Here is a 20,599-nt window from a genome sequence, read left to right on the forward strand (position 1 = left end):
CGTGCCGCCCGGCGGGGAGGACCGGGCGCCGATGCCGGTGGGCCGGTGGGAGTCAGCTCCGCCGCGCGGAGTCCGCGATCGCCGCCCACCGGCCGGCCGGGCGACTACTTCCTGATGAGCGAACCGCAGGCGAGCTTGCTGGTGATGTCGTATTTCGTGCCGTTGAGCTGCACGATCGAGGCGCACGGCGCCGACACGGCGTGGTTGATCGGCCAGCGCGTCTCGGGAACCGCGTCCGGCACGTAGTACGAGTAGTCGGAGTTGAGGGTCTTCAGCAGGCTGTCGACCGTCAGGTCGGGGCCGGCCTCGGTGGCCGCGTTGACGAACATGTCCGCGGCCCAGTACCCGGCCATCGCCGGCAGGCTGACGACGGCGTCCGGTACGTACTTCGCGAAGTCGTCCACGAGCTGCTTCACCGCCGGGATGTCCGTGGCAGTGCCCGGCGCCCACTGGACGATCGTGTAGGACTTCTGCAGGCCCTCGAAACCGCTCGCCGCGAGCCGGGGGTCGTAGCCCACCGGGTTGAGGTTCTTTCCCTGGTAGCCGGCGGCGGTCATCGCCTCGGTGAGCTTGATGATGGAGTTGAAGTCCGCGACGTAGAGGACGACGTCCGGCGGGGCGCCGTGGTTCGAGGTCATGATGGCGTTCACGACCGCGGTGGTGTCGGTGAGTCCGGCGACCGGGATCGGGTTCTCCTCGTACACCGTGTCGATGTCGACCGAGCGGATCTGCTCGCCCAGTTCGCGCAGGCCGGCCCGGGCGGAGTCGTTGTCGACGCCGACCAGCGCCGTCGTCTTCCCGCTCGCGTCGCCGCCGAACATCGCCTGGATCATCAGGCCGTACGTCGTCGAGGAGACGCCATCACCGGGGAACTGGCATCCGGTGATGCCGAAACCGAGCGTCGTGTCGCAGAAGCCCTGGTTGAATCCCCAGCCGAAGAAGGGGACCGTCTCGGAGCAGAACGTGTCGAGGTAGTTGGCGCTGCTCGTCATCACCGGGATCGCGGCGAAGATCTTCTTCTGGTCGACGAGGGCCTTCGCCTGCGCGCTGTTGCGGGTCGGGTCGTTGCCGTCGTCGAGGGTGCCGACGTAGTTGATCCGGCGGCCGTTGACGCCGCCCTCCTCGTTCGCCCGGTCGAACCGGGCCTGCGCGCCGAGCTCGGTGCCGGCCATCGAGCTGCCGTTCGGGCTGGTGAGATAGGCCAGTCCGCCCACCGTGATCTCGGTGTCGGTGACGCCACGGGTCGGGTCGGACGCCGTCTGGCCGCACTTCAGCCTCGCCGGGTCCGGGGCGAAGCCGCCGTCACTCCAACCGGACGGCGGTCCGACCTTCACGTCCTCGGCGGCGATCGCGGGCGCGTCGTCGTTCGTGTCGTCGGACGAACACGCGGCCAGACCGACCGCGAGCGCGGTCGACGCCGCGAGGACGGCGACTAATCGTGGGGCTCGCATCCAGGCTCTCCTCTGCTGGGTTGCTGGGGTCACCGGCCGTCCGGCGCGGGGGCAGGGCGCGCTCGTCAGCCGAGGTAGGCGTCGCGCACGGCCTGGTCGGCCTGGATCTCCGCCGGAGTTCCCTCGGCGAGCACCGAGCCCAGGTCGAGCACGGCGATCCGGTCGCACATCCGCATCACGAAGCCGGCGTCGTGCTCGACCAGCACGACCGCGCAGCCCTCGCCGCGCAGCGAGGTGATCAGCTCGGCGAAGCGGGTCGACTCGGCGGCGTCCAGGCCCGAGGTCGGTTCGTCCAGCAGCAGCAGCCGGGGCCGGTCGACGACCGCGCGGGCCAGCTCGACCAGGCGCTGCGCGCCCAGCGGCAGCGACCCGGCGGCGGTGGACCGGTGCTCGACCAGCCCGCACCACGCCAGGACCTCCGCCACCCGGTCGCGGCGGCCGCGTTCGAGCGCCCGGCGGGTCGGCGCGGCGATCAGGTCCGCCAGCACGCCGCCGCCCCCGCCGCGCCACTCCAGTGCGGTGAGCACGTTGTCCTCGACCGAGAGCCAGCTGAACACCTGTGCCCGCTGGAACGTGCGGCGCATCCCGAGCCGGGCGCGACCGGTCGAGGACACCGAGGTGACGTCCGCCCCGCCGAACCGGACCGTCCCGTCGGAGGCGGAGGTGATGCCGGAGATGACGTCGAACAGCGTCGTCTTTCCGGCCCCGTTCGGACCGATCAGCCCGTGCACGGTCCCGGGCGCGACGTTCAGCGAGACGTCGGTGAGGGCCTGCACCCCGCCGAAGCGCTTGCTGATCGCGGTGAGGGCGAGCAGCGGGGTCGTCCCGGTGGCGGAGGGCACCGCGGCGGGCTCGGCGGTGGTCGTCGGCGTCGACATGGTGCCTCCAAGGCGGTGAACCCGGCGACGGCGGGAGATTGAATAATATATTCAAAACTAGGTGGCGAATGGTAATTGCGTCCCGGACGTTTCCGCAACATGCCGACCGGGAGCCGGTGGCGCTTTCGTGCCCCGCGGCTCACCCGACGCCCAGCAGAACCGTCGACGCCGAGGAGAACCACCCGCCGGTGGCGTTCACGCACGCCACCCGAGCGTTCGGCACCTGCCGCCCGGCGGCCTCGCCGCGGAGCTGCCGGACGGCCTCGACCAGCAGGAAGATTCCGCGCATCCCCGGATGGCAGGCCGACAGGCCGCCGCCGTCGGTGTTGGTCGGCATCGTCCCGCCGACCCGCATCGTCCCGCCCTCCAGGTAGCCACCGGCCTCGCCCCGGCCGCAGAAACCCAGCGCCTCGAACGTCAGCAGCACGGTCGAGGTGAACGAGTCGTAGAACTCGCAGACGTCCACGTCCGCGGGGGTGAGCCCGGCGCGGGCGAAGGCGAGCCGCCCGGACACCGCCGCCGGCGAGACGGTGAAGTCCGTCCACTCGGACATCGTCGTCACGTTCGTCGCCGTCCCGGTGCCCAGCACCCGCACCGGCCGGCCGGCGAGGTCGGCGGCCCGCTCGGTCGAGGTCAGCACCACGGCGCCGCCGCCGTCGCTGCGGATGCAGCAGTGCAGCCTGGTGAAGGGGGTCGCGACCGTCGGGGCGGCCAGCACGTCGTCGACGGTGAGCGGATCGCGGTACATCGCGTCGGGATTGAGACCCGCGTTGAAGCGGGTGTCGACCGCGATGTTCGCGAGCTGCTCGATCGTCGTCCCGAACTCGTGCATGTGCCGGCGGGCCGTCATCGCGTACTTGGCGATCAGCATGTGGCCCCAGGGGGCCTCGAACTGGCTCGGCCCGCGGGTCGACAGCGAGAGGTTCGCGGTGCGCAGCCGCTTCTTCAGGTCGGCCCGCGCCGTCGACCCGTAGACGAGCAGGACCGTCGTCGCGGTCCCGGCCCGGATCGCGTCGACGGCGTGCTCGAGCATGACCTCCCAGGCCGCGCCGCCCACGGTGGTGGAGTCGACCCAGGTGGGACGCAGCCCCAGGTACTCCGCGACCTCGATCGGCGCGAGGACGCCCAGCCCGGTGGACGCGAAGCCGTCCACGTCGGTGTGACTGAGGCCGGCGTCGGCGAGCGCCCTTGCCGCCGCCTGGTGGTGCAGGGCGAACGGGGTCGCCGAGTCGACCCGTCCACAGTCCGACAGCGCCGCGCCGACGATGGCGACCTGCCCCGTCATAGGTACTCCTCCGGTAGAGAGAACTTTGTATATATTATCGGATCAACGGTTGGGGTGCCCTCACCGGGGTCGGTGCCGCCGCAACACCGTCAGGAGGACCCATGGACGACGACGGAGTCTTCTTCGAGGATCTCGAGGAGGGTGAACTCGCCCCGGCGCGCAGCCATCGGCTCACCCGTACCGACCTGGTGCGGTACGCGGGCGCGTCGCACGACTTCAACCCGTTGCACCACGACGAGGTGCTGGCGAAGGCGGCCGGGCAGCGCGGCGTGTTCGCGCACGGAATGCTGTCGGCCGGCCTGCTGGCCGGTGCGCTCACCGATCTCGTCGGCGTCGGCAACCTGCGCGGCTACCGCGTCCGGTTCACCAACCAGGCCTGGCCGGACGACGTCCTGACCACCGAGATCGTCGTGCGGAGCAAGGACGACGCGACCCGGCTGGTCGAACTGGACTGCAAGGTGGTGACCGGGACGGGCGCCGTGGTGCTCGCCGGCTCGGCGGTCGCGGCGCCCCGGTGGCGCGCGTGAGCGGCCCCCGTTACGACCAGCCGACGATCGAGCCGGAGACCGCGCTCTGGTGGGACGCCGCCCGCCGGGGCGAACTGCTGGTGCGCCGGTGTGCCGGGTGCGGCCGGGCCCACCTCTATCCCCGGCCGTTCTGCCCGAGCTGCTGGAGCGAGGAGGTCAGCTGGGAGAGTGCCGCCGGTACGGCGACGCTCTACACCTGGTCAGAGGTGCACGCCAACGACCTGCCGCCGTTCGGGGACCGCGTGCCCTACCTCGCCGCGATCGTCGACCTCGACGAGGGACCGCGGCTGGAGACCACCATCGTCGACGCCACCGAGGCCGAGCTGTCCGTCGGGATGCGCCTCAAGGTCGACTTCGCCGACGCGGGCGACGTCCGCATTCCCGTCTTCCGGCTCGCGTGAGCGCCGGCGACCTCGCTTCTCCGGAGGCTGACACCATGAACGCCAGCGCGCTGATCGGCCGGAGCCTGCCGCCCGTGACCGTCGTGGTGGAGCGCGGCGCGGTGGCCGCGTTCGCGAGGGCGGTCCTCGACGACTCGCCGGTCTACCGGAACGCCGACGCCGCCGGGGAGGCCGGCTTCCCGGCCATCCCGGTGCCGCCCACGTTCACCTTCGCCGCCCCGCTGTTCGCCGCGTTCGAGGAGCTCCAGCCGCCCTGCCCCGACAACGCGGTCGAGCTCACCGAGCTCATCGCGTACCTGCGCGCCGAGGGCGGCCTGATCCTGCACGCCGAGCAGGAGTTCACCTATCACGGCCAGGTGTATGTCGGTGACGTCCTGAGGGTCGTCCGGGCCGTGGACGGCGTGCGGGTCACGACCGCTCGCGACGGGCGGCGGATGACCTTCGTCAGAGTGCGCTCGGACGTCCACAACCAGGCGGGCAGGTTGGTCGTCACCGAGGTGATGACCCTGATGCACCGCGCCTGAGGTGGTCCAGGGCGCTCGGCACCTCTTTACAGTCATGCCATGTGATGACCAATGTGTCAATCCACGGCGGGGGAATCCTTCAAGCAGTGCGGCGAGGAGTTGCGGGATGAGCGAGGAAGCTCCGAGGCGGTACGCGGAACGGCTCTTTCCGGCCCCGGTGGACCACGGTGTCGCCCGGCCGGACCGGGCCGTGTCGACGGTCGACCGGGGAACGGACGCGGTGACCTACAACGACCCGTCGGGGCGCTGGTACGAGGGCGGCGGCCAGGTCGGTGAGCGCGCGGTCGCCTCGATCGTCGTCTACCCGCCGACCGGGGGCCTGGTGACGCAGGGCGATCCGTTCGAACCGGTGAAGATCGGCGTCCTGGTGGACATGGATCTCGGGCAGTTACTGTCCGACTGGATCGATTCCACGATCCTCGCGGTCGAGGACGCGCTCAACGAGGGCGTCTACGACCGCCCGGTGGAGATCGTCACGGTGGACGCCCGCGGCCTGCCGCGGGAGAACTACCTGAAGGTCCGCCGGGGCTACCAGAAGCTCGTCGACGACGGCTGTGTGGTCGTCCTCGGCCCGATGATCTCCGACAACTCGCTGAACGTGCAGGACCTGGTGAACGCCACCGGGGTGCCGTGCATCGGATGGACGGGCAGCGTCAGGTTCGCCGGGGAGTACTGCTTCACCGTCGCGAACGGCGACATCCCGACCGAGGCGGTGATGGGCGCGAACTGGTGCGCCCAGCAGGGGCACACCAAGGTCGGCTTCTTCTGGGAGCGGGGCTCCTCCGGGGATCACTACTCGGACTACTTCCGGATCGCCGCACAGAACGCCGGCGTGGAGATCGTCAAGGAGGTCAGCCTCGGGCCCAACCCGAAGAACCTCCAGGAGCACCTGGAGACGATGCGCGCCCAGGGTGCCCAGGCGGTCGTCTACATGGGCTACGGCTACGCGACCTTCCACTTCGCGGCGGCGTTCAAGGCGCTGGACTGGGACCCGCCGCGGTTCATGGGCACCGCGTTCATGTTCTACTCCAACTCCAACGCCTGGGCGGAGGGGCTGGAGGGCTGGCACGGCGTCGACCAGCTCGGGGAGGACGGCGCGAACCCGAACTACGAGGCGATGGTCCGCCGGTTCGAGGCGCGGTTCGGCCGGGTCACCCGCAACGTCGTGGTGGCGCTCGGCTACGACACCGCGCGTGCCGGCATCCACGGCATCGCGAACGCCTCGATCGCCACCCCGGACCAGGTCCGCCTCGGCCTCGAGAAGATCAAGTGGATGCCCTGCACGAACGGCGGCCCGGGGGCCTACATCACCTTCGCCCCCTACGACCACCGCGGCTACAAGGGCGACTTCCTGACCATCCGCGAGCTGCGCGGCGGTCAGCTGCACTTCCGCGGCTACTACCGGCCGCAGTGGCCGTCGAACTCACGCTCGCCGCTGCTGGCCGAGCAGCCCAAGCCAGCCGACGAGGCGGCCGGCTGACCCGGCGCCGCGCCGGGCGGCGCCGCCCGGACCGCCGCTAACGCTTCTCGTAGCTGATGCCGGCGGCCTCGACGTCCCAGGTGGCGGGGGTGACACCCTCGGCGCGCAGGTCGCGCTTGAGTACCCGGCCGACCGGGCTGCGCGGCAGCTCGTCGCGGAACTCGATGTAGCGGGGGGAGCGCGAAGTACGGCAGCGCGTCAACGCACCAGCGGAACAGCTCCTCCTCGGAGAGCTCCGCGCCGGCGGCGAGGATCGCGGTGATCTTGACATTGTCCTCAGTCAGCCTGCTCGGGACGGCGTGGACCGCGACGTCGGCGAGCTGGCCGTGGCCCATGAGGATCCGCTCGACCTCGAAGCTCGCGATGTTCTCCCCGCGCCTGCGCAGGTAGTCCGCCTTGCGGTCGACGAAGTAGAGGTAGCCGTCGGCGTCCACGCGGCCGATGTCCCCAGTGTGGTACCACCAGTTCCGGCTGGCCTCGACGGTCGCCTCCGGCCGCCCCCAGTAGCCCTCGAACATGACGTGGGCGAGCTTCGGACGGATCACGATCTCGCCGTCGGTGCCGCGCGGGGCCTCGTTGTCCTCGTCGTCGAAGATCCGGACGTCGAAGTACTCGGTGTTGACGACGCCCGCGGCGCGCGGCCGGTTGGGCACCCCGGGTGGCTGCCAGGAGATGAGGCTGGCCTCGGTCACGCCGTAGGCCCCGGAAAAGGTGTCGATGCCGAACCGGGAGCGGATCGCGTCGTCCACCTCCGGTGGCAGCGGCGCCGCGCCCATCAGCCGCAGCGACCCGTTCGCCTCCGGCCGGCCGGACCGCGGCATCTCGGGGCGGTCGACGTCGTGCGCGAGCAGGTAGGCCATGGTGCCCAGGGTCGAGGTGATCGTCGCCCCGGTCCGGTTCATCTCGGGCCAGAAGTTCGAGACCGAGAACCGGCGGTGCACCGCCGAGCGGCCCCCGAAGACGAGCGCCCCGACGACCGCCGTGACCAGCGCGTTGTAGTGGAACATCGGCAGCGGCGTCCACAGCACGTCCTCGGGGGTCCGGCCCCAGCTGACGCCGATCTGCCGGGCGAGCACCTCGTGGTAGTTGTGGCTGAGCATGCAGCCCTTGGACAGGCCGGTGGTCCCGCCGGTGTAGATGAACGTCGCCAGGTCGGACGGCGAGCGGTCGACCGGCCCGCTCAGCGCGGTGGCGGTGAACAGATCGTCGAGCCGCTGGGTCCACGTGCCCGGCAGGGTCCGCTGGTCGGGGCCGGTCACGACGACGTGCCGCAGGTCGTCGACGTCGGCGGTCACCGCCGCCACGCGGTCGATCAGGTCGGCGGCGGCGACGAGCACCGTCGACCCCGAGTCGCGGAGCTGGTGGCGCAGGTAGTCGCCCTTGTACGCGGTGTTGATCGGGACGGCCACGGCGCCGGCCCACTGCGCCGCCCACCAGACCAGCAGCGCCTCGGGCGAGTTGTCGAGCAGGGTGGCGACCCGGTCTCCGGGTTCGACGCCGAGACCGTGCAGGGCGCCCGCCAGCGTCGCCGCCGACCCGGCGACCTGCGCCGCGGTCAGCTTCGTTCCGCACACGTCGAGGTACTCGGTGTCGGGCTCCTTCTCCGCGCGCCGTAACAACAACTCGGTCGTGGTGTGCCGGGGGGCGCTGCCCCAGACGCCGTCGATCACGTCGTTCTCCCCTCTCCTCGTGTCGTCACCGGCGGTGGGCCACCGGGTCCACAGGCGATGGCGGCCCGGCTTGTGGACCGCGCGACGGTCATGTTGAATGTCGGTTCAGTGATCGGCGCCGGCAAGCCAGGCCGCGCAGAGATTGTATATCTTATCCATCACCCCTTCACCCCTCGACTTCTGGCACCTCTCGACTTCTGACATCTCCCCGCGCCACTTCTCTGGGAGGCAGCACATGACGATCTCGGGCGAGACCAGGGCCGGCCGCGCCGGCCTGACCGGTGACTACGGGTCGACGGCCACCACCAGCGCGGCCGGCGCGGAGGGGGAGGGGGAGGAGGAACTGGTCGGCCTGCCGATGCCGCGCCGGCCGCACACCCTCACCGACCTCTCCCGGCGCACCCGCGTCCGCCGGGAGCGGACCCCGCGGTTCCCGTTCCCGATCCCCAACGGCTGGTTCATCGTCGCCGCGGCGAGCGAGCTCGAACCGGGCCGGACGAAGTCGCTGTTCTACTTCGGCAAGGACCTGGTGCTGTTCCGGGGCACCGACGGCACCCCCCACCTGCTGGACGCCTACTGCCCGCACCTGGGCGCCAACCTCGGCGTCGGTGGTCGCGTCGTCGACGGCTCGCTGCAGTGCCCCTTCCACGGCTGGCGCTTCGACGGCGGGAGCGGGGCCTGCGTCGAGGTGCCCTACGACGACATCGACTACATCCCGAAGACGGCCACCGCGCGGGCCTACCCGACGGTCGAGCGCAACCACATGATCTGGGCCTGGCACCACCTGGAACGTAAGGAGCCCACCTACGAGGTTCCCGACGTTCCCGAGTTCCACGACCCCGACTGGCTGCCGATCGTCGTCAAGGACTTCGAGGTCGCCACCTGCTGCCAGGAGATGGCCGAGAACAACGTCGACACCCCGCACTTCAAGTACGTGCACGGGACGCCGGCCATCCCGGAGGAGGAGTTCAGCACCGACGGCCATTACAAACGCGCCGTCGGGATGGACGGCAACTTCGTCCGGGAGGGCTTCGGCCTGGGCCTCGGTGTGCTGCGGGTGAAGGGCTACACCACGTTCGTCTCGTCCACCACGCCGATCGACGAGGAGAACGTGCACGTCCGGTGGATCTTCACCTCGCCGCGCTCGCTCGGCGAGCAGGCCGCCGAGCGGGCCTCGCGCAGTTTCACCGACGGCATCAGCCAGGACCTGCCGATCTGGGAGAACAAGATCTACAAGGACCCGCCGGTACTGCGGCCGTCGGAGAAGGCCGTCACCGAACAGCGCCGCTGGTGCCAGCAGTTCTACTCCTACCCGGACGGCACCGGGAGGCGCTGACCGCCCGGCGGCGGCGCGCGATCAGACGCTCGAACCCCAACCCCAACCCCACATCCCGAGAACCGTCAGCGAGGAGGGGTCCCCGATGGGGAACCGCTGGGTACGCACCATCGAGAAGCCGTCCCGGACCGGCGGCGCGGCCGGCGGCGACGCCGAGACCGCGTCGCCGGCGGAGACGGACATCGGCGCCGGGCTGCCGCCGATCCCGTCGCTGGAGGCCGTCTACCTGACCGATCCCGACGTGCTCGCGGCGGTGCTCCCGCCGCCTCTGGAGCCGCCGGCACAGCCCCGCGTCCACGTCCGCGTGACCGACATCGACCTGCGCTTCGGCGCGCACCGCTACAAGGAGCTGGTCGGCTACTTCGCCGTGGACGCCGTCTACGACGGGACGACCGGCGAGTACCCCCTGCTGATCCCGATCGACCTGGAGTCGGCGATCTCGATCAGCCGGGAGAGGCACGGGGAGCCGAAGAAGCTCGCCGAGCTGGAGCTCAGCCGGGACGGTGCCCACGTCGAGGGCCGGATCAGCCGCAACGGAGTCACCTTCGTCGAGATCGTCGGTGACGTGACGCAGACGCTGCCCGTGCCGGAGCCCTACCCGGCGACGCAATGGTGGTTCAAGTTCCTGCCCGCTGTCTCGGGCTCCGGCTTCGACGGCGACCCGCTGCTCGTCCGCCTCGACCAGGTCCGCACCCCGGTGACCATGGAGAAGGTGGAGGGCAAGCTCGTGCTGCGCGACGAGCCCACGGCCCCGGTGGTGGACCTGCCCGTCCTGGAGACGGTGTCGATCGTCTACACCACCCGGTCGTCGGTGAACCGGCCGAGCGTCGTCGGCCCGGTCGACCCCGTCGCCTTCGGGCCGTTCGCGTTCAGCCGCTACGACCACTGACGCTCCGCCCGGCATCCCACGACGCACCAGCCGCGGCGGACAGCAGGGCGACCGACACCGCAGCCAGCACGGACACCGCAGAGGAAAGGTCATGAGCGACAGGTACCTCCTCATCTCCACCGACACCCATGCCGGATTACCGCCCGAGCTGTACCGGGAGTACGTCGACCCGAAGTACCGGGAGGCGTTCGACGAGGCGCTGGCCGCCGACGTTCAGACCAGCGAGCTGGTGAACGCCGACGACCACCAGAAGTTCCTCGCCGAGTGGAACTCCGAGATCGGCGATCACGGCGGAATGGAAGGCGCCTGGGACGCCACCGTCCGCACGAAGGAGATGGACTCCGAGGGGGTCGCGGCCGAGGTCGTCTTCCCGGACGCGGACTCGGCCGGTGTGGGCGGGGTGTCGGCGTCGCCGTTCGGGTCCGGGCTGAACTCCTCCGGGGACAGTGACCCGGAGCTGGTCATGGCCGGTGCCAAGGCGCACAACCGGTGGGCGGCCGAGTTCTGCCAGAACGATCCGCGACGGCGCTACGGCATCGCGATCATCCCGGCGCTGCACGACGTCGCCGCCGCGGTGGCCGAGACCGAGTGGGCCGCCGCGAACGGGCTGCGCGGCGGCATCATGATCCCGACGAAGTGGGGAAGCTTCCCCGCCTACAACGATCCGGTCTACGACCCGCTGTGGTCGGTGTGCGCCGAGGCCGGCCTCGTGGTGCACACCCACTCCGGCGTCGGCCCGACCGACTACACCTGGGCACCGGGATTCCTCTCCATCTACGCGACGGAGGCGTACTGGTGGGCGGCGCGGCCGTTCTGGGCACTGCTGCTCGGCGGCGTGTTCGAGCGGCACCCGAAGCTCAGGTACGCGCTGGCCGAGAACGGAGCCTGGTGGGTGCCCGACATCCTCGCCCGGATGGACGCCAAGTGGGAGGGCGACCACTCGACGCGCAAGTTCGGGCCGAAGACCTTCCGCGACGGCATGACCCGCAGGCCGTCCGACTACTACCGCCGCAACGTGTGGATGGCGTCGTCGGTGATGGGCGACCTGGAGGTGTCACGCCGCCACGACATCGGCGTCGACCGGCTGATGTGGGGGCACGACTACCCCCACCCGGAGGGCACCTGGCCGCACACCCGCGAGTGGCTGCGTAACCGGTTCGGTGCCGTCCCGCAGGCCGACACCCGCCGGATCCTCGGTCTGAACGCCGCCGAGCTCTACGGCTTCGACCTGGACGCGCTCGCCCCGGTCGTCGCCCGGATCGGGCCCTCGGCCGAGGAGATCCACGGCGGTGCCGCGTGAGGGCGACCGTCACCGACTTCGCCGGGAAGATCGTCGTGATCACCGGCGGCGCGGCGGGCATCGGCCGGGCCCTGGCCGAGGCGTTCGCCCGCGCCGGCGCGGTCCTGGTGCTCTCCGACATCGAGAAGGACGCCCTCGACGCGACGGTCGAACGGTTGCGTGAGGTGACCGGCGCCGAGGTCGGCGGCGTCGTCGCGGACGTCTCCGACGCGGACTCGGTCGAGGCGCTCGCCGAGGAGGTGTTCCGCCGCCACGGGCGGACCAACGTCCTGGTGAACAACGCCGGGGTCGGGCCGCCGGCCGCCAGGGTGTGGGAGAGCACGCCGAATGACTGGCGGTGGACCTTCGGCGTGAACGTGTACGGCGTCGCGAACGGCATCCGCTCGTTCGTCCCGCGGATGATCGCCTCCGGCGAATCCGGGCATGTCGTGAACACCTCGTCGGGTGACGGCGCGGTGGCGCCGATGCCCGCCGCGTCGGTGTACGCGGCGAGCAAGGCGGCGGTGTCCGTGCTCACCGAGTGCCTGGGAGCCCAGCTCGCCCAGGAGGGCCACCCGATCGCGGTCTCGCTGTTCCTGCCGTCGGGCCGCGGCCTGCTCGACACCGGGCTGTGGACCGCGGACCGCAACCGGCCCGCCGGGCTGGCCCGGGAGAAGCCGCGCGCCACCCCGGCGACCACCGTGGCGGCGCTCGTCGCCGCGGCGGCGAAGTCCGGGCGGGAGATCCCGATCCAGCCGCTGGAGGAGCTTGCCGACGATGTCCTGCGCGGCATCAGAGCGGGGGAGTACTGCCTGATGCTGGGCCGGGAGGAGGCCGCCGAGAGCCTGCGCGTGCGCGCCGGGCGGTTCGGGGCCGGGGACAACCCGACCGCGCCCGGACACAGCCTCCTGCCGATCTGAGGTGCTGCCGGCGCTCGGGTCGTGACCCGCCGAGCGGTCGGCCGGCGGGCGGGCGGGCGGGGATAGGCTTGTCCGACCGGGTTGAGGACGGAGACGACGTCATTCGGTGCCCGTCGACCTGGAAGGAGACGGGTGGAACCCGCGAGCGAGGTCGAGCCGAAGGCACGCCGAGCCCCCTGGTCGGGCCGGGCCCCCGACTCCACCGCGCCCGACACGGTGCCTGCCCGCGAGAAGATCGTCGACGCGACCGTCGTGTGCATCCGGCGCCGCGGTATCGAGCGGACGTCGATCAGCGCGGTCGCGACGATCGCGGGCGTCTCCCGGCCGACGGTGTACGCCTACTTCGACACCCGTGAGGCGCTGGTCTCGGCCGCGTTGGGGAAGGCCGGCGCGCAGGTCGCGCAGCGGGTGACGGTCGCCGCCCGGCGGCGCGCCAAGACGGCGGGTGAGTTCGCGGTGGAGGCGCTGGTGGCGGTCCGCCGGGAGTTCCGGGCCGATCCGGCCCTCAAACCGATCATCGGCGTCGGGCCGGAGCACTGGGACAACCACGACGCGCTCTCCGCGGACGCGCTCGCCGTCGCCCGACCCATCATCGCGCCGATCGTCGACTACGACCCGTCGCTGGAGCCGCACCTCGACGAGATCGTCGAGACGACGGTGCGCTGGCTGCTGTCGCTGCTCATGTTCGACAGCAGTCGGACCTCGTCGGAGGCCCGCCTGCGTGCCTACCTGCGGCGCACGGTAGTTCCGGTCATCGAGGCCATGGCCGCGCCCGCCTCGGTCGAGGGCTGATCTGCCCAGGCGAGCCCGGTGGCCCCCTCGCCGGCGACGACGACACGGATCCGCAGGCTCGTCCGGGGCGAGAAGTCGTCAGATGACGTATGCGAACGAGGCCCGGTCTGGCCTACAGTTTCCCCCTGTGCGCCGGTGACGGAAACTCGCAGCTGTCACCGTCCGCTACCCGGTCGTTCTGGGGCCGGCGAACGATTACCTGTGGCGTTCCGTACCAGATTCGTGTAGCCAGCCTTTAAGGGGCCAGTAATGACGACACCGACTCCTGTAATCTTCATCCACGGGCTGTGGCTGCATGCCTCGTCCTGGAGTCCCTGGATGGATCTGTTTCGATCGGCCGGCTACGACCCGGTGGCGCCTGGCTGGCCAGGCGACCCGGACACGGTGGACGAGGCCCGGTCAAATCCGGAAGGCATTGCCGGCCACGGCATCGACGACGTCGTCGCCCATTACGCCCAGATCATTTCGAATCTCTCCGTCAAGCCGATTCTGGTCGGGCACTCGTTCGGTGGGATGATCGCGCAACGTCTTCTGGGTCAGGATCTTGCCCGCGCGGCCGTCGCGGTCGACGCCGCCCAGATCAAGGGCGTCCTTCCGTTGCCGCTCTCCGCGCTGCGCGCGACCCTGCCGGTCTTCAAGAATCCGACCAACAAGAACAAGGCGGTCTCGCTGACCGCGGAGCAGTTCCGTTATGCCTTCGGAAACGCCATTACCGAGGAGGAGTCTCGGAATCTGTACGATACCTGGGCCATCCCCGCGCCCGGAAAGCCCTTGTTCGAGGCTGCGGTCGCCAACTTCAACCCCCACTCGCCGGCTTCGGTCGACACCAAGAACGAGGGGCGCGGCCCGCTCCTGCTGATCGCGGGCGGGAAGGACCACACCGTCCCGGAGACGGTGACCCGGGCCACGCTGAAGCAGTACCGTCATTCCGAGGCGATCACCGATCTCCTTGACTTCCCCGACCGTGGACACTCCCTGACGATCGACCATGGCTGGCACGATGTCGCCACGGCGTCGCTTGACTGGCTGAAGAAGCACTCGCTGTAGCGCCCCTCGGCTTCCCTCGTCAACCTGGCTACCTCATCCGGGAGTCCTTGTGAACATGCACCTGTTCGGCAAGACCGCGGTCGTCACCGGGGCGAGCAAAGGCATCGGGCTGGCCATCACACAGGCCCTGATCGGCGAGGGCGTGAACGTCGTCGCGGGTTCTCGCAATGTCACCGCCGAGATCTCCGAGCTTGCCGCTCATGCCGCCGTTCGTGCCGTACAGGTGGACCTCACGACGCCCGGCGGGCCGGAAGTCCTGGTCGAAGAGGCGATATCGGCTTTCGGTGGCCTGGACATCCTGGTGAACAATGTCGGCGCGGTTCGGCCCCGTACCGGCGGATTCCTGTCCGTCACCGACGAGGACTGGATCGAGACGTTCGCCGTCAACTTTCTCGCCGCGGTACGCACCACCCGCGCCGCACTCCCGCATCTCCTCGACCGAGGCGCAGGAACGATCATCACGATAAGCTCGGTGAACGCCTCCCTGCCGGACCCGCTGGTCATCGACTACAGCGCCGCCAAGGGCGCTCTGGCCAACTTCTCCAAGTCCCTGTCCAAGGAAGTCGGCAGACACGGAATCCGGGTCAACACCATAAGCCCCGGGCCCGTGAGTACCGAGCTCTGGCTCGGTGACGACGGCGTCGCCGCCACCCTCGGCCGCGCCAACGGCCGTCCACCGGAAGAGATCGCATCCCGGGCCGCGGACGACTCGGTCACCGGCCGCTTCACCCGACCGCAGGAGGTAGCTGCGCTGGTTGTGTTCCTGGCGAGCGACCGAGCCGAGAACGTCACGGGGGCCGACATCACCGTCGATGGCGGGCTTGTCACGACCCTGTAGGACGATCCGCTCACGATCCTGGCGCCAACGGGTGTCGAGACCTGTCCGTGCGCGGTCGCGGCCGGGTGGCGACAGTGCGCGACGAGACGACGATGATGTAGTTGTGACGACGAGTGTCCCGGCGGCGCAGCTCATCGGACGTGAGGCCGAGACACGCGCTCTTGACAGTCTCGTCGCGCGGGTCCCCGGTCGTGGCGGCGCCATCGTCGTGCGCGGTGAGGCCGGGATCGGAAAGTCGGCGCTGCTGGCGGAGTTGGGCCGGCGAGCGGCCGAGACGGACATGCGCATCCTGACCACGGCCGGAGTGGAATCCGAAGCAACCGTGGCCTACGGCGGACTGCACCACCTGCTGCGGTCCCTGCTCGGGCGGATTCCCTACCTGCCCGGTCCGCAGCGCGACGCCATACTGTCCGCATTCGGGCAATCCGACGCCATCGTGCCCGACTTGTTCCTCATCGCGCTCGCGACGTTGACCCTGCTGGGTGAAGCGGCCGAGCGACAGCCGGTCCTGCTGATCGTCGAGGACGCACACTGGCTCGACCGCGCGAGTGCCGACGTGATGGCCTTCGTGGCGCGGCGCCTGGAATTCGAGCCGATCATCCTTGTCGTGGCAACCCGCGACGGGTTCCCCTGCGCCTTCGACCTCGCCCGGCTACCGGAGCTCGCGGTACGGCCGCTGGACCACGCCCAGGCGGTGGCACTTCTCGACGTGCACGCGCCGGGGCTCCGGGTCATCGCCCGGGCCCGGATTCTCGCCGAGGCGCTGGGAAACCCGCTCGCCCTGATCGAACTGGCCTCGGCGACAGTTGAGGACGACGAGCCGGGGCCGGTGGTGATGCCGCTGACCGCCCGCCTGGAGCGGGCGTTCTCCGCCCGGATGGACGGGCTGCCGGCGGCCACTCGCACCCTGCTGCTCGCGGCGGCGTTCAACGACGGTGACGCCCTGGCCGAGATCGTCGAGGCCGGCTCGGCGGTGAGTGGCCGCCCACTCACCGCCGATCACCTGGCCGTCGCATCGGACGTCCGCCTGATCAGCATCGATGATGCGCGTCTGCGATTCCGTCACCCTCTCGTGCGCTCGGCGATCCAGCAGCGTGCGACCTCGACCGAGCGGCAACGTGCGCACGCCTGCTTGGCGCAGGTCCTCACCGGACAGCCCGATCGACAGATATGGCATCGCGCGGCGGCGGCGACCGAGCCGACGGAGGAACTGGCGGCCGAGCTGGATCAGGCCGCCGGGCGCGCGCATCGCCGCGGCGGGATCGAGGCCGCCGCGACCGCGCTGGAGCGAGCAGCCCGGCTCACGCCTGACCCGGCTCGGCGAGCCGACCGGTTACTGAGAGCCGCGGAGCTCACCGGTGAAATGGGCAGATACGAGTCGGTGCTCGCCCTGTTGCGCCAGGCCGAGACCCTCGATCTGTCGACGCTGCAGCGGGCCCGGGTGGAATGGATCCGCGACGTGTTCGACGACGGAATCCGAGATGTGGCCACTGGCACGCACACGCTGGCCGAGGTGGCCGTCGGAGCGGCCGACGCAGGGGACCTGGACCTGGCGATGAAGGTCCTGTCCGGCGCGGCCCAACGGTGCTATCTCGGGGAGCCGGGGATCCAGGCGCGACGGCGAGTGGTCGCGGTGGCGGAGTCGGTCTGCCCCGACAGGGATGATCCTCGGCTACTCGGACTCCTCGGGTTCGTCGCACCCCTCGAGCGTGGCGCCTTCATCATCGAGCGACTGCCCCACGCGATAGGCCGTTTTCCCGGCGACCCGGTGGCGTCCAGGTTGCTTGGCAACGCGGCGCTCTCCGTCGGAGCCTTCGACGTCGCCGCATCGCTGTTCACCACCGCCATTTCCGGCTTTCGGGCGCAGGGCCGGCTCGCCCTGCTGGCCCGGTCGGTCGGCGCGCTCGCCTGGTGCGCGCTCAACCTGATCGACCTCGGTGTGGCCATCTCGTGCGCGGAGGAAAGCCTCCGGCTCGCGACTGAGACCTCGCAGCCGAACCTTCGGATTGTTGCCCGCGCGCACCAGGGCGTGATCGCCGCCGTTCGAGGTGATCACGACGAGGCCGAACGCATCGCCGTGGAAGTGGCGCGGAGCAGCCTGCCAGCCGGCATCAGCCTCGCGCTCGCCGGAGTGGCGCTGACCCGTGGGCTCTCCGCATTGGGCGAGGGGCGTTTCTCCGACGCCTACGAGCACCTGGTTCGCGTCTACGACCCGGCGGACCCCGCGTACCATCTGTCTCGCCGCTGCTCTCTGCTCGGCTATCTGGTCGAGGCGGCGCTGCGCAGCGGGCGACGGGAAGCGGTCCTCGACGTGGTGGCCGAGATGACAGCGATCGGTCAGCGGACACCGTCACCGTCTCTGCACGCCGGCCTGCGCTACGCTCGCGCGCTACTCGCCGACGACCAGAGCGCGGAGGCGCTCTACCGAGTGGCGTTGGAGACGGACAGCACCCACACTCCCTTCGCCCGCGCCCGTACCCTGCTCGCATACGGCGAATGGCTGCGCCGTCAGCGACGGAGCGCAGAGTCACGGGGCCCGCTGAGAGCCGCCCACGACGCGTTCGACGCGCTGGGTACCGCGCCGTGGAGCGGCCGAGCGCGCGCAGAGCTCAGAGCATCCGGGGAAACCAGCCGAATCCGGGCCCCGAGGGCCCGTGACCTGCTTACCTCGCAGGAACTTCAGATCGCGCAGATGGCGGCCGAGGGACTGACCAACCGCGAGATCGGCCAGAAGCTCTATCTGTCCCACCGAACGGTCAGTACCCACCTCTACCGGATCTTCCCCAAGCTGGGAGTCACCTCGCGGTCGGGTCTCGGCGCCGCCCTGGCCGGCGTCCTGGAAGGCTGACCGGGGGCCGGCCAGGGCGGCGCCGAGTATCTCCGGCGGAACCAGATCCCGGTCGCGGTTCTGCCCGCCGAGCCCGTCTGGACGACCGACCGCAACCTGTTCGCCGTCGTCGCGTCGCCGGATGCCTCGCCCGAGAACCCGAACCAGTGGTGCGGTAAGCGCATCTGAGCGGTTGGCCGCTTCGGTTGCGCCCATGACGCGATCATGATGAAATATATAATATTCATCAGTCGGTATGAGTGGGGGTTCAGATGACGACCGGTGTGAGCGCCGGGGCGGCCGGGGGCGGTGACACCCGGCAGGCACCTCGGTCGATCACCGACGGCGCTGTCGCCAGGCTGCGCTCCCGCATCGGCATCCCCGAACCCCATCCCGTGCGGGCGCACTACGGCCGGCCGGGGGCGGACGCCTTCCGGCACGTGGCCGCGGCCTACGGTGACGACAATCCCCTGTGGTGCGACGAGGAGTACGCCGCGGGGACCCGCTGGAAGGGCCTCGTCGCGCCCCCGCCGCTGGTCGGCGGCGACACCCTCGTCGGCGAGGACGAGATCGTCGAGGTCGCGCCCGAGCTGCGCGACCTCATGCGGGGCGACCCGCTGCGCGGGGTGCACGCCTTCTACTCGGCGAGTTCGAGGGAGTGGTGGGCGCCGCTGCGCCCGGACACGCGGATGTGGCGGCGCGGTGCCCTGGTCGGCGTGCACGACAAGGTCAGCGAGTTCGCCGGCCGGGCCGTGCACGAGTGGAGCGGGCAGGTGTTCGGTGACGCCGACGGCCGGCCGCTCGCGGGCCAGTACAAGCTCATGATCCGCACCGAGCGTTCCAAGGCGCGCGAACGCGGCAAGTACGCGGCGGTCGAGCCGCGGCCCTGTACCGACGACGAGATCCGTGACATCGAGGCGGCCTACGCCGCCGAACGGCCGCGCGGGCCGCGGCCGCGTCACTGGGAGGACGTTCAGGTCGGGGACGAGCTCGGTCCGCTGGTCAAGGGCCCGCTCACCGTCACCGACGTGATCTGCTGGCATGTCGGCATGGGCATGGGGCTCTACGGCGTCGCCGCGCTGCGGCTCGGCGCGCGTAACCGGGTCCGGATCCCGGGCTTTTACCACCGCGACGAGCTCAACGTCCCGGACGTCATGCAGCGGGTGCACTGGGACCCGGGTTTCGCCCGCCGTTCGGGTAACCCCACGACCTTCGACTACGGGCGCATGCGCGAGACCTGGCTGATCCACCTGTGCACCGACTGGATGGGCGACGACGCCTGGCTGTGGAAGCTGAGCTGCCAGTTCCGCGCGTTCAACTACATCGGTGACACACAGTGGATCAACGGCAGAGTGATCCGCCGTTACCTGGCCGATGGCGGCCGCCCGGCCGTCGACGTCGAGCTGACCGCCACCAACCAGCGCGGAGTCGTCACGACACCGGGCTCGGCGACGATCCTCCTGCCCAGCCGCGAGCACGGGCCGGTGGTCCTCCCCGACCCGCCGGGCGGGGCGAGCACCCTCGCCCAGGCTCTGGACGCCGTGGTCGAGCGGTTCGCCGAGTGATGACCGGCGGCTATCCCGCGCCGGCCGGGCTCGAGGTGACGCTCGGCGACGGCGTGCTCGGCCTGCGCCTGGACCGTCCGGCCAGGCGCAACGCGATCGACGACGAGATGATGCGCGGGCTCGCGGACGCGGTCGAACGGGCCGGCCAGGACGAGACCGTCCGGGTGATCGTGCTGTCCGGCACCGGGGACGACTTCTGCGGTGGCGCCGACATCGTCGCCCGCAACGCGGGCGCCCGCCGCCCGGCAACCGGCGCTCCCGAGCCGGCCGCCGACGGCCGCCCCGCCGACGGCCGGCCCCGGGCCGGCAGCATCCAGCGGCGGCTGCCGACGGCCGCGCACCGGCTGATACCGCTGGTCCTGTCGGTACAGACCCCGGTCGTGTGCGCGGTCCGGGGCTGGGCCGCCGGCATCGGCCTGGCCCTGTCCGTCGCCGCCGACGTCACGGTGGTCGCGGCCGACGCGACCCTGTGGGCGCCGTTCGCCGAGCGCGGGTTCACCCCGGACAGCGGCCTGACCTGGATGCTGCCCCGGCGGATCGGTGACGTGCGAGCCCGCCGGATGCTGCTGCTCGGCGAGCGGGTGGACGGGGCGACCGCGGCGGACTGGGGTCTGGTCCACCGGGCCGTCCCCGCCGCGGAGCTGGACGTGGCGGTGCGTGACGTCGTGGATGTCCTGCGGTGCTCGGCGACCGTCGGTGTCGGCCTCACCAAGTGGCTGCTGCACGCGGGAACGGTCGCGAGTCTGGACGGTCACCTGCGGGACGAGGCGTTCGCGCTCGAACTGTCCTCGCGCAGCGTGGACTTCCGTGAAGGGCTCGCCGCCTTCCAGCAGAAGCGGCGCCCGCGGTTCAGGGGACGGTGATCGATGTGACGCAGGTACGGCCGCCCG

The 20,599-nt window shown here is 70.8% G+C and carries 18 protein-coding genes; 14 read left to right on the top strand and 4 right to left on the bottom strand.

From position 1 onward, the window contains the following. Positions 1-104: 104 nt before the first annotated feature. From MXD62_RS03900 to MXD62_RS03910, 3 genes are all read right to left on the bottom strand, one after another. Positions 105-1,451 (bottom strand): ABC transporter substrate-binding protein, encoded by a 1,347-nt coding sequence (locus MXD62_RS03900; RefSeq protein ID WP_248828045.1) that lies wholly within the window; start codon positions 1,449-1,451, stop codon positions 105-107. Between the two features lie 65 nt (positions 1,452-1,516). After that, positions 1,517-2,329 (bottom strand): ABC transporter ATP-binding protein, encoded by an 813-nt coding sequence (locus tag MXD62_RS03905; protein ID WP_248828046.1) that lies wholly within the window; start codon positions 2,327-2,329, stop codon positions 1,517-1,519. A 139-nt stretch (positions 2,330-2,468) separates the two neighbouring features. Continuing rightward, positions 2,469-3,614, bottom strand: coding sequence for an acetyl-CoA acetyltransferase (locus MXD62_RS03910; protein WP_248828047.1), 1,146 nt, complete (start codon positions 3,612-3,614; stop codon positions 2,469-2,471). A 101-nt stretch (positions 3,615-3,715) separates the two neighbouring features. Here MXD62_RS03910 and MXD62_RS03915 point away from each other — a divergent pair, with 101 nt between their 5' ends. From MXD62_RS03915 to MXD62_RS03930, 4 genes are all read left to right on the top strand, one after another. After that, on the top strand, positions 3,716-4,141 hold the full coding sequence (locus tag MXD62_RS03915) for a MaoC/PaaZ C-terminal domain-containing protein (protein WP_248828048.1): 426 nt from the start codon (positions 3,716-3,718) through the stop codon (positions 4,139-4,141). Next, complete coding sequence (locus MXD62_RS03920; protein ID WP_248828049.1) at positions 4,138-4,542, top strand: OB-fold domain-containing protein; 405 nt, start codon at positions 4,138-4,140, stop codon at positions 4,540-4,542. The genes MXD62_RS03915 and MXD62_RS03920 overlap by 4 nt, the downstream gene beginning before the upstream one ends. Positions 4,543-4,577: 35 nt before the next feature. Further along, positions 4,578-5,066, top strand: coding sequence for a MaoC family dehydratase N-terminal domain-containing protein (locus tag MXD62_RS03925; protein ID WP_248828050.1), 489 nt, complete (start codon positions 4,578-4,580; stop codon positions 5,064-5,066). A 106-nt stretch (positions 5,067-5,172) separates the two neighbouring features. Beyond that, positions 5,173-6,546: an ABC transporter substrate-binding protein gene (locus tag MXD62_RS03930; protein WP_248828051.1), complete on the top strand. Its 1,374-nt coding sequence runs from the start codon at positions 5,173-5,175 to the stop codon at positions 6,544-6,546. Here the strand turns inward: MXD62_RS03930 and MXD62_RS03935 are convergent. After that, on the bottom strand, positions 6,465-8,216 hold the full coding sequence (locus tag MXD62_RS03935; RefSeq protein ID WP_248828052.1) for an AMP-binding protein: 1,752 nt from the start codon (positions 8,214-8,216) through the stop codon (positions 6,465-6,467). The genes MXD62_RS03930 and MXD62_RS03935 overlap by 82 nt on opposite strands. 235 nt (positions 8,217-8,451) lie before the next feature. On the opposite strand from MXD62_RS03935, the gene MXD62_RS03940 reads away from it, so the two are divergent. The 10 genes from MXD62_RS03940 to MXD62_RS03985 all read left to right on the top strand — a co-directional run bounded on the left by MXD62_RS03940 (position 8,452) and on the right by MXD62_RS03985 (position 20,572). Then, entirely contained in the window at positions 8,452-9,552 is a 1,101-nt protein-coding gene (locus tag MXD62_RS03940) for a Rieske 2Fe-2S domain-containing protein (protein WP_248828053.1), read from the top strand. 85 nt (positions 9,553-9,637) lie between these two features. Further along, the gene (locus MXD62_RS03945; protein ID WP_248828054.1) at positions 9,638-10,441 is read left to right on the top strand and encodes an acetoacetate decarboxylase family protein; all 804 of its coding nucleotides are present in this window, start codon (positions 9,638-9,640) and stop codon (positions 10,439-10,441) included. 91 nt (positions 10,442-10,532) lie between these two features. Further along, the gene (locus MXD62_RS03950) at positions 10,533-11,741 is read left to right on the top strand and encodes an amidohydrolase family protein (protein ID WP_248828055.1); all 1,209 of its coding nucleotides are present in this window, start codon (positions 10,533-10,535) and stop codon (positions 11,739-11,741) included. Next, positions 11,738-12,640: an SDR family NAD(P)-dependent oxidoreductase gene (locus tag MXD62_RS03955; RefSeq protein WP_248828056.1), complete on the top strand. Its 903-nt coding sequence runs from the start codon at positions 11,738-11,740 to the stop codon at positions 12,638-12,640. Before MXD62_RS03950 ends, MXD62_RS03955 begins: the two co-directional genes overlap by 4 nt. 132 nt (positions 12,641-12,772) lie before the next feature. Then, positions 12,773-13,432, top strand: a complete 660-nt coding sequence (locus tag MXD62_RS39075) for a TetR/AcrR family transcriptional regulator (protein ID WP_308301189.1) — start codon at positions 12,773-12,775, stop codon at positions 13,430-13,432. Between the two features lie 249 nt (positions 13,433-13,681). Beyond that, complete coding sequence (locus MXD62_RS03965; protein WP_248828057.1) at positions 13,682-14,479, top strand: alpha/beta hydrolase; 798 nt, start codon at positions 13,682-13,684, stop codon at positions 14,477-14,479. Between the two features lie 49 nt (positions 14,480-14,528). Further along, the gene (locus tag MXD62_RS03970; RefSeq protein WP_368862309.1) at positions 14,529-15,317 is read left to right on the top strand and encodes an SDR family NAD(P)-dependent oxidoreductase; all 789 of its coding nucleotides are present in this window, start codon (positions 14,529-14,531) and stop codon (positions 15,315-15,317) included. A gap of 103 nt (positions 15,318-15,420) precedes the next feature. After that, a complete protein-coding gene (locus MXD62_RS03975) occupies positions 15,421-18,165 on the top strand; it encodes an AAA family ATPase (protein ID WP_248828058.1) in 2,745 nt (914 codons plus the stop codon). Between the two features lie 251 nt (positions 18,166-18,416). Continuing rightward, positions 18,417-19,709, top strand: coding sequence for a hypothetical protein (locus MXD62_RS03980; RefSeq protein ID WP_248828059.1), 1,293 nt, complete (start codon positions 18,417-18,419; stop codon positions 19,707-19,709). Then, positions 19,709-20,572, top strand: coding sequence for an enoyl-CoA hydratase-related protein (locus MXD62_RS03985; RefSeq protein ID WP_248828060.1), 864 nt, complete (start codon positions 19,709-19,711; stop codon positions 20,570-20,572). The genes MXD62_RS03980 and MXD62_RS03985 overlap by 1 nt, the downstream gene beginning before the upstream one ends. Positions 20,573-20,599 lie beyond the last annotated feature (27 nt).

Source organism: Frankia sp. Mgl5, from assembly GCF_023242985.1.
Lineage (GTDB): Bacteria > Actinomycetota > Actinomycetes > Frankiales > Frankiaceae > Parafrankia > Parafrankia soli.

Bases quoted from the DNA above. Each gene is read 5' to 3' on its own strand.
- MXD62_RS03965 (WP_248828057.1), top strand. From the start codon at position 13,682: ATGACGACACCGACTCCTGTAATCTTCATCCACGGGCTGTGGCTGCAT.
- MXD62_RS03940 (WP_248828053.1), top strand. From the start codon at position 8,452: ATGACGATCTCGGGCGAGACCAGGGCCGGCCGCGCCGGCCTGACCGGT.
- MXD62_RS03950 (WP_248828055.1), top strand. From the start codon at position 10,533: ATGAGCGACAGGTACCTCCTCATCTCCACCGACACCCATGCCGGATTA.
- MXD62_RS03910 (WP_248828047.1), bottom strand. From the start codon at position 3,614: ATGACGGGGCAGGTCGCCATCGTCGGCGCGGCGCTGTCGGACTGTGGA.
- MXD62_RS03985 (WP_248828060.1), top strand. From the start codon at position 19,709: ATGACCGGCGGCTATCCCGCGCCGGCCGGGCTCGAGGTGACGCTCGGC.
- MXD62_RS03945 (WP_248828054.1), top strand. From the start codon at position 9,638: ATGGGGAACCGCTGGGTACGCACCATCGAGAAGCCGTCCCGGACCGGC.
- MXD62_RS03980 (WP_248828059.1), top strand. From the start codon at position 18,417: ATGACGACCGGTGTGAGCGCCGGGGCGGCCGGGGGCGGTGACACCCGG.
- MXD62_RS03925 (WP_248828050.1), top strand. From the start codon at position 4,578: ATGAACGCCAGCGCGCTGATCGGCCGGAGCCTGCCGCCCGTGACCGTC.
- MXD62_RS03915 (WP_248828048.1), top strand. From the start codon at position 3,716: ATGGACGACGACGGAGTCTTCTTCGAGGATCTCGAGGAGGGTGAACTC.
- MXD62_RS03900 (WP_248828045.1), bottom strand. From the start codon at position 1,451: ATGCGAGCCCCACGATTAGTCGCCGTCCTCGCGGCGTCGACCGCGCTC.
- MXD62_RS03905 (WP_248828046.1), bottom strand. From the start codon at position 2,329: ATGTCGACGCCGACGACCACCGCCGAGCCCGCCGCGGTGCCCTCCGCC.
- MXD62_RS03930 (WP_248828051.1), top strand. From the start codon at position 5,173: ATGAGCGAGGAAGCTCCGAGGCGGTACGCGGAACGGCTCTTTCCGGCC.